At 54.0% G+C, this 11,679-nt stretch carries 14 protein-coding genes; 5 read left to right on the top strand and 9 right to left on the bottom strand.

The features are described from left to right. Positions 1-411: 411 nt before the first annotated feature. Positions 412-1,539 (top strand): glycosyltransferase family 4 protein, encoded by a 1,128-nt coding sequence (locus ACP5OT_RS11735; RefSeq protein WP_428112026.1) that lies wholly within the window; start codon positions 412-414, stop codon positions 1,537-1,539. Between the two features lie 18 nt (positions 1,540-1,557). On the opposite strand, the gene ACP5OT_RS11730 is transcribed toward ACP5OT_RS11735, so the two are convergent. Together ACP5OT_RS11730 and ACP5OT_RS11725 are read right to left on the bottom strand one after the other, a co-directional pair. Beyond that, positions 1,558-2,118, bottom strand: coding sequence for an SH3 domain-containing protein (locus ACP5OT_RS11730; protein ID WP_424677378.1), 561 nt, complete (start codon positions 2,116-2,118; stop codon positions 1,558-1,560). 12 nt (positions 2,119-2,130) lie between these two features. Beyond that, a complete protein-coding gene (locus ACP5OT_RS11725) occupies positions 2,131-3,015 on the bottom strand; it encodes a GNAT family N-acetyltransferase (protein WP_428112031.1) in 885 nt (294 codons plus the stop codon). 54 nt (positions 3,016-3,069) lie between these two features. Here ACP5OT_RS11725 and ACP5OT_RS11720 point away from each other — a divergent pair, with 54 nt between their 5' ends. Then, positions 3,070-3,573, top strand: a complete 504-nt coding sequence (locus ACP5OT_RS11720; RefSeq protein ID WP_424677380.1) for a protein-tyrosine phosphatase family protein — start codon at positions 3,070-3,072, stop codon at positions 3,571-3,573. Between the two features lies 1 nt (position 3,574). Here the strand turns inward: ACP5OT_RS11720 and ACP5OT_RS11715 are convergent, their stop codons facing one another. Further along, positions 3,575-4,489, bottom strand: coding sequence for a phosphatidylglycerol lysyltransferase domain-containing protein (locus ACP5OT_RS11715; RefSeq protein WP_428132222.1), 915 nt, complete (start codon positions 4,487-4,489; stop codon positions 3,575-3,577). Positions 4,490-4,587: 98 nt separating this feature from the next. After that, entirely contained in the window at positions 4,588-5,217 is a 630-nt protein-coding gene (gene udk / locus ACP5OT_RS11710; protein ID WP_012616656.1) for a uridine kinase, read from the bottom strand. Between the two features lie 110 nt (positions 5,218-5,327). Between udk and ACP5OT_RS11705 the strand changes: the two genes are divergently transcribed. After that, the gene (locus ACP5OT_RS11705) at positions 5,328-5,483 is read left to right on the top strand and encodes a hypothetical protein (RefSeq protein ID WP_428132220.1); all 156 of its coding nucleotides are present in this window, start codon (positions 5,328-5,330) and stop codon (positions 5,481-5,483) included. A 190-nt stretch (positions 5,484-5,673) separates the two neighbouring features. On the opposite strand, the gene ACP5OT_RS11700 is transcribed toward ACP5OT_RS11705, so the two are convergent. The 5 genes from ACP5OT_RS11700 to ACP5OT_RS11680 form a co-directional block, all read right to left on the bottom strand. After that, positions 5,674-5,811, bottom strand: coding sequence for a hypothetical protein (locus ACP5OT_RS11700; RefSeq protein ID WP_424677382.1), 138 nt, complete (start codon positions 5,809-5,811; stop codon positions 5,674-5,676). Positions 5,812-5,815: 4 nt separating this feature from the next. After that, positions 5,816-6,523: a zinc metallopeptidase gene (locus tag ACP5OT_RS11695; protein ID WP_424677383.1), complete on the bottom strand. Its 708-nt coding sequence runs from the start codon at positions 6,521-6,523 to the stop codon at positions 5,816-5,818. A gap of 372 nt (positions 6,524-6,895) precedes the next feature. Next, a complete protein-coding gene (locus tag ACP5OT_RS11690; protein WP_424677384.1) occupies positions 6,896-7,114 on the bottom strand; it encodes a YtxH domain-containing protein in 219 nt (72 codons plus the stop codon). Between the two features lie 22 nt (positions 7,115-7,136). Next, positions 7,137-8,423: a Glu/Leu/Phe/Val family dehydrogenase gene (locus ACP5OT_RS11685; RefSeq protein ID WP_424677385.1), complete on the bottom strand. Its 1,287-nt coding sequence runs from the start codon at positions 8,421-8,423 to the stop codon at positions 7,137-7,139. Between the two features lie 107 nt (positions 8,424-8,530). Next, entirely contained in the window at positions 8,531-9,595 is a 1,065-nt protein-coding gene (locus ACP5OT_RS11680) for a M42 family metallopeptidase (RefSeq protein WP_428132217.1), read from the bottom strand. 256 nt (positions 9,596-9,851) lie between these two features. Here ACP5OT_RS11680 and ACP5OT_RS11675 point away from each other — a divergent pair, with 256 nt between their 5' ends. Together ACP5OT_RS11675 and ACP5OT_RS11670 are read left to right on the top strand one after the other, a co-directional pair. After that, the gene (locus ACP5OT_RS11675; protein WP_428132215.1) at positions 9,852-10,205 is read left to right on the top strand and encodes a metallopeptidase family protein; all 354 of its coding nucleotides are present in this window, start codon (positions 9,852-9,854) and stop codon (positions 10,203-10,205) included. Positions 10,206-10,241: 36 nt separating this feature from the next. Further along, the gene (locus ACP5OT_RS11670) at positions 10,242-11,489 is read left to right on the top strand and encodes a glycosyl hydrolase family 18 protein (protein WP_428132213.1); all 1,248 of its coding nucleotides are present in this window, start codon (positions 10,242-10,244) and stop codon (positions 11,487-11,489) included. Positions 11,490-11,679 lie beyond the last annotated feature (190 nt).

Raw genomic sequence — 11,679 nt, 5'->3', positions numbered from 1 at the left:
GCAACTGCCTGAACCCCCAGCAGGGGAAAGGGGGGGCTGTCTGTTCCTCAGATTTATGCACCAAAGCCGCACAACTTCTTAATTCACTTGATTTGATGGCGCTTGCACGCCGCTTGGGTAAGGAATACGATATAGCCCGGACTCTTGCGAAACGAGATATTGTAGAATATATGGAAGGGGCCTCCCAGCTCTCCCTTTTCAGCGAAGAAACTGCTACAACGATAAACCGGTTACAAACGAATTATTACTAACCACTCAACAAGTACATACCAGGAATTAGTAAGAGCTGCAGTAAGAGGCGTAAAGGGTAAGTCCAAATAGGCAACGTTGCTCACTCCCGATAGGCCTGCTAACAAAACTACACCCTTCGCCATCTTTGACCTACTTGACAAACACACCGCTAGAGTTCACATGCCGCCTCTTCGCATTGGCTTCGATGCCCGCTACGCTCGCGACCATTTTCCCGGTATCGGTCGCTACATTACCGCTCTCTTACCGGCACTCAGTCGGCATTGCCGCTCTCATCACCTGTTCGTCTTCACCAATGCCGATCAATCGCTGCCATCCCTTACCGCCGATGTGGTCGAATTGGTCCCGGTACGGAGTGGCCCTTTTGCTCTAAGCCAACAGATTGAACTACCCCTTATTGCTCGACGGTTGCATCTCGATGTGTTCCATTCGCCCTATCTCGTCAAGCCGTATCTGCTCCCCTGCCCATCGGTTGTCACTATCTACGATGTTGTGCCGTTGCGTTACCCACAAACGCTCAGCCCACGCGGACGACGTTTTTATCACGTAAGCTTACGACTCGCTGCACAAAGCGCGCGGAAATTGATTACCATCTCGTCGGTCTCGCGCGATGATCTTGCCTTTCACCTTCACATACCACGCCAACAGATCGCCGTAACGCCGCTGGCCGCTGAACCATTGTTTGTCCCACAACCGATTGATGAGATTACTGAAGTACGCTTGCGCTACGGTTTACCGCGACACTACGTACTCTACGTTGGATCGAATAAACCACACAAAAACATTGACCGCCTCCTGCGGGCATGGCAGCGCGTGCTCCCGGCCTTACCAGAACAGTATGCCAACACCGTACTGGTCATAGCTGGAAAGTTTGACCCTCGCTATCCGTTGCCGACTACGCTTGCCGCCGAACACGGCGTGGCCGACCAGGTGAAGGTCTTACCGAATGTCGCCGACACCGATCTGCCCGCACTCTACAGCGGTGCCTTACTTTTTGTCTTTCCTTCGTCGTATGAGGGATTTGGTCTTCCACCACTCGAAGCGATGGCCTGCGGCACCCCGGTGGTTTGTGCCTACGCCGGTAGTTTGCCCGAAGTGGTTGATGACGCCGCATTGACGGTTGACCCACACAACATGCACGACATCGTCGAGGGCATCTTGCGCGTCCTCCGTTCGCCCGATCTCCGTGAATTGCTGCGAAGTCGTGGATTACGGCAAGCAGCACGATTTTCGTGGCAAGCTACTGCCCAAGCTACCCTTGCCGTTTACGAGGAAGCGGTGCAGCGCTGAACACCTGGCATCCCGCTATCATCGCTCAATTGCACCGAGCAATTGCCCATTTACCCAGCCTTCTGTACCGGCGCTGACCCGTTCAGGAACACAACGACCAACGGTTTCGACGACCCGCAACCGGTACCAGCGGTTATTGGTATCAACGATCCGCTCTTCGAATAGCTCAACCCGATCACCGACACAAACCTGTCCAATCACGGTTGCCGGTACAACTTGTGGTGCACTGCGAATGTTGCCGCCCCTGACCACTTGGGCACGACCAAGGATCGGTTCTGGTGTAAGCGTTGGCGTGGCAGTGGAGGTAGCCACAATAGTTAGTGTTACCGGCGGGATTGCACTTTGGGTTGCCGCCTGCTGGATTGTTGCCCGTGCCTCGCGCGTCTGCAACGCAATCTGCGTTTGCGCCGTTGTAACGCGAGCCAACTTGATCTGGTTCATTATCAACGGTGCTACTCCAATCAGACCGAGCACGAGCAACCCACCCACGAGAGCACGCAGCAAAATACTGAGCGGCCCACGTCGCCGTCGGCGGTTAAACAACCGTTCCCAATCACGCGGATCAATTTTGGCAGGCACAGTTTCCTCTCTCTACAGCCAGCGACACAACACCGGCTGGCGTTCACCGGTTGGCGTAAAGCCAAACCAGCGATACAGCCGCTGAGCGTGATAGTTGTACGCTTGTGTGTTGAGAGTGAGCAACCCGGCGCCAATTTCAGCCGCATACGAAACGAATTCCGCTAATAACCGCACGCCAATCCCTCGCCCACGTTGGGATGGATCGACGGCAATACGTACTAGATGGACTAACCGGCCACCAAAATGACTCGTCGCGTAACTATACCCGACGACCTGTCCATCAAGTTCAGCCGTCACGAAGAATGATCCATCGGCAATTGCCGGTGCCAAAATCCCTTCATCCTTAACCCACTGCGGTTCAAAACAGCGCATGTCGAGTTGCAACACCTCAGCTAGATCAACGGCATAGGCGGGGCGAACTTGCACATGCGCATTACCATAGTTAGGAATATTCCAGCCGCGTTTCTCATAGACGACGACATCGGTTTGGTGAGCATAGCCGGCATGTTCAAGGAGCGGACGCAACCATTGATCCGACTGATCATCACCGGCGTAGTATACATGTTGGATCGTGAGTCCACGAGCCACATCGTCTAAAGCTGGCAAGAGACGAGCAATAGCCTCACGTGGCTGTACTCTTTCACTCAACGCCAATCCCCGCAACCACGCTACCTGAGCGATAGGCCGACTCAGTACAGCAACCGCCAACACCTCTTGGTCGAGTTGGAGCACCGCTGCCCGACTATGTTCGATGGCAGCGTACAAATCAGCAACCCCGACCGCTAAAAACCGGCGGCCAGCAGACCGGAACAGATGGCTCACCGCAGGAACGTCATCGGGCTGGCTAGGTCGGACAACAGCAGCATTGAGATCTGGAGGTTTACGAAACGGCCACATACTTGTGTTACCATAAACGTAGAATCTAGCCTTGTATTGTAGCAGAGAAGTACGATGATCGACTTGGTACATAAGTACGTTTCGACCCAATGGCAACGATTTTTCGGGCTAAACATTAGTCAAATCAACACCATGCTGTTCGTCGGCGGGCAATTTCACCCTGAACAATGGTCAGACATCTATGCACTCGGTGTGCGTGCCGTACTCTCCCTCCAAGCTGAGCGGGCTGATACCTTTTCTGAGCCACTGCCTAACCGTAGTCTCCGTTTATTGGTCCCGGATTTTCACCCCCCAACCATCGAGCAACTCGATGAAGGAGTCCATTTCATTGCCAATGCTATCAGTGATGGTCTGCCCGTGTTTATCCACTGTCACGCTGGGGTAGGGCGCGCACCATTGATGACGGCAGCGTATCTGATCGCACGTCATGGTGTTGATCATCGGACAGCCCTCAAGATAGTGCATGCTGCACGTCCGATCATCCGGCCCAACCGCCGGCAGCTCGTCCGACTCCGCGAGTACGAGCAGCTCCTTCACCAACGCCGCCAACATCGGTAGATCATACCGCCTGCCGACGATGAAGCCCACTCGTTGCCAGTTCGAGGCATCCCGATACGGCAAAGAGATCGGCTAATGCGAGCAAGGGTAGCCGCGTTTGCACACAGAGGTAGATCGGTCGCCATACGGGAGCAAACTTGTTTTTAAAACGGTATAAGCCCTCGCTATCGTAGACGGTTGCCATCTGGCGCCCGATCAGCGTGATGAGGCGCTCTAATGGACGTAAATTGTCGTCAAGATGGTGGAACGGCACTTCATTGAGGCTTAGACTACGGCAACCCTCAGCCAACAACTGGGCACCGACAAAACTGAACAGCGCCTCCATCACCCCTGCCGGTGCTTGTGGTCGGCGCAACATCAATTCGGTCACGGCAGTAGTCGGTGATGGTTGGGTGAGTAACACTGCGCCTTGCCACACACCGGCAGTATCACCAAACACAAAGAGACGTGTTTCTGGATCAAAAGTGGTCCGAAACAGATAACGAAGCTGCGGTCGTTGCCCATACCGTGACTCGCGCGCCAGCCAACGCAAACGTGCGACCGCCGCTGGACTCCAAGGAATTTCACTCACTTGACCAAAACGAAGGGCAGCCCGCGCCATTTTGCGCACCGAACGCCGCTGTAAGCCATCACCGGCCAGATCGATCACCCCTTCGATCCCTACCCGGAACGTCTCCCATCCAGACGCAGCCAACCGACAAGCCACCTGTTCCGGACAACCTCGCACCAACCAACGCTGCCCCGCTCGATGATCGTGAAACCAATCGGAGCGACTACTATCCGGTAATGTCGCATACGCTAACCAAGTTAACCGCGACAGAGGCAAGCGCACATACTGCAAACGCGGTACAGCAAAACTGCCCCGCGTCCAACTGAGGGGCAGTTCATTGCTATCAACGAGCGCAGACAAGGACATACCAATATCTGAGTGTTAGAGAATTACTACATCGCAACTGTATAGCGCAGACAGATGAGTGCTCTATGTATGTAGTTTGCGCCTGATTACCAATATCGTCAAGCCATCGATTGCAATGCCGCCTCAATCCGTGCCACCACCATATCAATAGCTATCGGATTACGTCCACCACCGGGAAAGATGACATCGGCATAACGTTTGGTCGGCTCAACAAACTCAAGATGCATTGGACGCACCGTTGCCAAATACTGCTCGATCACCGACTCGACCGACCGCCCACGTTCAGCAATATCACGACGCAGACGGCGAATAAAGCGCAGGTCAGCATCGGTATCGACAAACAGCTTAATATGCATGCGACGACGCAATACCGGCTCGTAGAAGATTAAAATGCCCTCCACCAAAATCACCGGGCGCGGCTCGATCCGTTCGGTATACGGCAAACGCACATACGTTGCGTAGTCGTAGGTCGGTAGATCAACTGCTTGTCCGGCACACAACGCATCGAGATGCGCTACCAGCAGATCGTTGTCAAGCGCGTCAGGGTGATCAAAATTGAATCGAGCCCGCTCTTCCAGCGGTAGATGACTGAGGTCTTTGTAGTAGCGGTCGTGATCAATGTGAGCAATTCGATCAGCACCAACCCGCTGCAAAATCGCCTGTGCCACACTAGTCTTGCCACTTGCACTGCCACCGGCAACACCGATGATAATAGGGTTGAACTGCATATGTGTCGGAGGTTTGAACATACGTTAGGATACCCAAGGTAAAAATGAGGAGCACCACAACTGATACCCTTGATTTGCCATACCCTCTTTACACGGTGCGGAGATTCTCCATGCACAAGTGTATCCACATCCGCCCATTTATGCAATGTCTCTTTCGTCGTAGTGAGCGGAGCGAGCCATCTTCAACGCTGCTTATCGGTCTTTGTTGTGTCGAGTGGAACGCGACGGATGGGCAGATTGCTCGCTTCGCTCAACTCGAAATGTAGGGAGACAGCAATACGCTACTGCGTCCCTACCCCATCACGAACTAGCGCGAGCTATGATGGCAGCGCACTGTTCCACCCTTTCCCCGGTTTATTCTATTATAGGTCAATCGTACCTGACCGACACATACACCTGTGCAACAACACCAAGGCGTGAAGGGTACCAAGCAGATCATCGCCGCGCAAACGTTGCCTACACCGTTTGCGACTCCGGCTTCGACGGTTCACCGAGAATCTTATTGGTCAGATAGGTTGCCAGCCATGCCGCAGCCAGACTCAACACGAGACTGATCAGACCATGCACGAGTTTCCGGCGCAAGTCTTCTTCCATAGCTTTAGTCCCTCCGTCGCATTAAAATCGTGACAAAGTAGAGCAACTGGGCGATGGCTTGGGCCGCAGCAGCCACATACGTCAACGCGGCAGCATTCAGGACTGCGTTCACCCCCTCGGCCTCTTGTACCGTGACCAGACCGTTACGTTGCAGCATCTCACGAGCCCGAGCACTGGCATTAAACTCCACCGGTAACGTCACCAGTGTAAATGCCACCGCCGCGCTGAACAAGATTACACCCAAAACTGCCAATTGAAAACCGAAACGGCTCCCACCGCCGGCACCGAGCAGCATACCGATAAAGAATAGCCACGTCCCTAGTTGCGAGCCAATGTTCGCAAAGCCAACAATCCCTGACCGAACCCGTAACCATACGTATCCCGCTTTATCTTGAGCGGCATGGCCCAACTCATGGGCAACAATTGCCATCGCCGCTACCGATGGTTGTACCGATCCTTCCGAGAGACGGATTACTTTGCTCGATGGATCGTAGTGATCGGTGAGCATGCCGGGAATGGTCTCAACCCCGACATGCTCTAAGCCCTCATTCCGAATTAAGATGCGGGCGACATCAAAACCGTTCAGACGCCGCATATTCGGAACACGAGACCATTTATTAAACGCCGACTGGACCTGAAACTGGGCCCACAGCGCGAAAAGCATCGCCGGTACCGCAAAGATGATATACATTGGATCGAAGAAAAATGGCATAGTCGCCTCCTTCGTGTGCTTAAACGTAATAGATGTTTGTTGCTATGCTCAGTATACCACTACCACGTATCTGGTGAGTAAGGGCACAATGCACAGTACCTCACAGCATACCGCTTTTGTGCTACAAACCATGATACTGAATCATTGTGTAGAAAATGTTGAAAAAGTATATGATCTTCGCAAATATCGCGCGCCGCAACCCATGATCCGATTAATCATGCGATCACAAACACCAAAAGCAGAACTATGCCTTAGCGCATAGCTCTGCCTTCGATGCACATAGCGGTATTGTATCGTTGACTTGTCAACGCCCATTATGTTTTCGGTGGTCAGCGTACCACCGAGAACACAATATCTGGGCAACCATCCCACTTACAAAGATTGCCGACCATTCAAGGCATGGCGTAGCTGCCCCAACCCTGCCTGCATTCGCTCGGCCACCAACGCCCGGAGCACCGGCCCACTGCGCGGGCTAAACAGTGTTGCGATCCCACTACCGATAAGCAACCCGATTAGCAGACCCTGCCAAAAACGTCTTCCGCTGGTCCGACGTGGGATTAAGCTATCGATCATCGCATCAAGATCATCCATAGCGATATACTCTCCATCTTCGTTATGGATAGATACCGCGTGTTGTCACTGCATCGGCCACACGCTGCACCGCCAAGATATAAGCGGCTGTGCGGAGATCAACGTGCTGCTCGGCAGCCACCCGCAACACCTGCTGGAGTGCATTCGTCATCACCCGCCGCAGTTGTGCATTGACTTCACGCTCACTCCAGAAAAACTCTTGCAACCCCTGCACCCACTCAAAATAACTCACCGTCACGCCACCGGCATTGGCGAGGATATCGGGGATAACCACACAACCTCGCTCGTACAAAATTGCATCGGCAGCTCTCGTCGTCGGACCATTGGCCGCTTCGGCAATAATCTGTGCTTTGATCCGGTCGGCATTGTGGGCCGTTATCACTCCACTCAACGCTGCCGGAACCAACACCTCACACTCAACCTCGAGCAACTCTTCATTGGTTAGCGTATCGGCATTCGCAGCACCGACCACACTACCGGTAGCAGCTTTGTGGGCTAATACCGCTTCCACATGAAGACCATAGGGATTGTACACCCCACCGCGGCTATCACTGATGGCGACGACCTTCATCCCCAGTGCAACTGCCTCCCGTGCTACCGTCGAACCAACATTACCACAGCCCTGGATTGCCAGACGGATATCAGGTACGTTTAGCCCAAGATGTTGCGAAGCCGACATCAATACGTAGGTCAATCCACGTCCGGTCGCTTCCAACCGCCCTTCCGAGCCACCGACATTAATCGGCTTACCGGTCACCACTGCCGGAACGGTATGACCCTGATGCATCGAGATCGTATCCATAATCCACGCCATCACCTGTGGCGTAGTACCAATATCAGGGGCAGGAATATCACGTTCAGGGCCGATAACGACGCTAATCTCGGTAGCAAAACGGCGAGTGAGCCGTTCGATTTCACCAATAGAGAGCTGTTTCGGATCGACAATGACGGCACCCTTGGCCCCACCATACGGCAAGCCGGCCAGCGCACATTTCCACGTCATCAACATCGCCAACGCCCGTGTCTCATCGAGCGTCACCGCCGGATGATAGCGAATCCCGCCTTTCGTTGGGCCACGGGCCAGATTGTGCTGCACCCGAAAACCTTGAAAGACCTCGATCCGACCATTGTCACGCTTAACCGGGAAGTTAACGGTTAGTTCACGCTGTGGCACGCGCAAAATGCCACGCAGACGCGCCGGTAGATCGAGGCGGTCAGCAGCTTCGTCAAACTGCTGCAAAACCGTCTGCAACAGGCCTACCCGCTCTGAAGGTGCAGCTGCAGATCGTTCAACATCAGTCATCACCATAATGCTGTACCTCTCAACGATGAGCTACACGGCCAACATTGGCCGGTTGCGACTCCGATGTCGCAGTGGATGGTATTGTAGCATGCAATGATTGCGTTGGAATGAGATCATTCATCAACTGGAATGAATTCATTGACACTATTCACAGAATGAACGAACGCAGCGATCAATTGCACTGCGTACTCAACGTCACTCAATGCGATCATCTCGTTCGGCGAATGCATATAGCGATTGGGAATGGAGATAACCGCACTGGCAATCCCGCCACGCACGTGGTGGATCGCATCAGCATCGGTACCGGTATAACGTGGCGAGATTTGTACACTGTACGGAATTCCTTCGCGTTCGGCCAGATCAACCAAGCGGCGGAACACACGCCCACTGTTGGCTGAACCTCGTGACAGTACTGGGCCACCACCGAGTTTCACAACGTTCCATTGCCTTTGGTCCGCGTCGGGATGATCGGTGGCAAAAGTAACATCGACCACAATCGCCACCTGTGGATCAAAACTAAACGCCGCCGTCGTTGCACCACCGAAGGTAATCTCTTCTTGGGTCGTCGCAACCGCGGCAACACAAGCAGCCGGACGATTCTGACTCAGCAAACGCAACGCCTCCAATACGGTAAACGCCCCGATCCGATTGTCAATCGAGCGACTAACGATACGACCACCGCGTAATTCGTAGACAGGTGCGTCGATCACACCTACATCACCAACATTCACCAGCTCACTTGCTTCGGCGCGATTCGTGACGCCAATGTCGATCCACATCTGTTCGATCTTGGTCGCCTGATCGCGCTCACCGGATTTCAGCAGGTGAATAGGTTTCTTACCGATCACTCCAATAACTTCACCATGCCGACCCAGCAAACGTACCCGCTGCCCAATTAAGACCTGCGGATCCCAACCACCGATCGAACTGAAGAAGAGAAAGCCGTTATCATCAATATGGCTAATCATCAACCCAATCTCGTCGATATGGCCTGCCAGTAGAATCCGGGGATCACTTCCTTCCAATACCGCAAAACTATTCCCGAGCACATCACTGTACACCGTATCGGCAAAAGTCCGGGCCTCGGTACGCCAAACCCGTGCGGCACGATCTTCCTCTCCTGAAGGCCCCGGTGCGGCAAGAAGGCGCTTGAGGAATGAAATTTGATGTTCTTGCATACTATCCCTCGATTCGTTAGGAAAGGCTGAAACCACAAAGTCACAACCCGTTTGTAGCACATCCGGTTGACGAGAACCTTGACTGTACCACACATTGTTCGCGTCGTGCAACCGGCCAAGTGTTACCGCTTTTGCCGATTCTGATCACGCCATCACCGGCCATATCTCGCATCAACACAGCTCAAATGCTTGACGCTCATTACTCGCGACAAGTATAATGAGCTATGGTGTTGATTATATCTAATTACACAAAGTAATGGAGAAACCACAATTCGCCGATCTGGTTGCGGAAGTGCTCGAACAATTACCTCCCACCTTTGCTCGCCATCTCGAAACGGTTGAGATCGTCATTGCACCCCGTCCGAGCCGCGCACAACGTCGCGCACTCGGCTTACGACCATGGCAGACAATCTACGGTCTTTACGAGGGGGTCCCGTTCACCGAAGAGTACAACGCACCGGCAACCATCACCATTTTTCAAGCACCGCTCGAACGAGACTTTCGCACGATAGCGTCGCTGCGTGAGCAGATTCGACGCACCATTCTGCATGAAATTGCCCACCATTTTGGGATTAGTGATGAACGACTACACGAACTAGGTGTATACTAAAGTTGCCAACTTAGTCGTCGAAAGGTGAGAAAATCCGTGCGGATCGGCACGATAGTAGCCGGAGCAATCTACATTGGTGCCTTGGTCGTGGCAGGGCTACTACTCTGGCAGACGGTAGAAATGTCACGTACTCTCATCGCGCTCTCGGCCAACGCATCAACTCCAACACCAGTACCAACACCAATGCCGACAGCCGCGCCGTTACTGGTGTTACCAACCCCTATCCCACCAACACCCTTGCCTACCACCGCACCGCCGCAACCGGAAACTTTCGGCTATCACCCCAAGAGTGGGCGATACATTGCCGTTTGGCTACCACCGAACTTCACCGGTGATGCCCGTGAGTCGTTTTTCGCCAACGTCGATATTATCGACGACATCAGCCCATTCTGGTACACCACCGATGCTAGCGGACGGCTGTACGGGCAGCGCGACGATGATCTGGTGCGCATTGCCCATGAAAACAGCATACGAATCATCCCCTCGATCCACAATGTCGGCAACCCCGGTGTGGTTGTGCCGGTGTTAACCAATCCACAGCTCCGTGCGCGCCATATTCAGAATATCGTTGATGAAGTACTGGCTCGTGGCTACGACGGCATCGACATCGACTACGAAGCACTAGATCCCTCACTGCGCGACGATTTTACCGCGTTTATCATTGACTTGGCTGCCGCACTCCACGCACACAACAAACTCTTGACCGTCGCCGTTCATGCTAAAGACCGCGATAATGGCGGATTAGGGGCATTCCAAGACTGGCGGGCTATCGGACCGCATGTTGATCAATTGCGGATCATGACCTACGATTATCATTGGCGCGGCTCAGGGCCAGGACCGGTCGCACCTGCCTACTGGATTGAAGCAGTAGCCAATTACGCGCGCGAAGTCGTTGACCCGGCCAAAGTGTTGATCGGTGTTCACTTCTATGGCTACGACTGGCCACCCAACGGCAACGCAACTGCGCGTCCATGGCGTGTGATCGAGGAGATTATCAACGAGTATCAACCGACGGTAAGCTTCATTGAACGGAATGCACGTGGTCGGGTCGGCGAGAGCACCTTCACCTATCGCACAAGCGTCGGTACGCGCACCGTCTGGTTTATGACCGATACCGGTCTCGCCGACAAAATTACCACCGTGCAGAAGCTTGATCTGGCCGGCATTGCCATTTGGCAATTGGGGTACGAACGTCCCGAATATTGGCAAACAGTACGAACCAATCTCGTGCAGGATTCAACGTTGATACAACGCGCATTAAACACCTTGTTACCAGACCCCTAGGTAGCGGCGCACGGTGTGCGCCGCCACTGGCACGGTGTGCGCCGCCACTGGCACGGTGTGCGCCGCCACTGGCACGGTGTGCGCCGCCACTGGCACGGTGTGCGCCGCCACTGGCACGGTGTGCGCCGCCACTGGCACGGTGTGCGCCGCCACTGGCACGGTGTGCGCCGCCACTGGCACGGTGTGCGCC

It is taken from the genome of Chloroflexus sp. (assembly GCF_049970315.1).
In the GTDB taxonomy this organism is placed as follows: domain Bacteria; phylum Chloroflexota; class Chloroflexia; order Chloroflexales; family Chloroflexaceae; genus Chloroflexus.
This window is presented reverse-complemented; position numbering and strand designations above follow the sequence as displayed.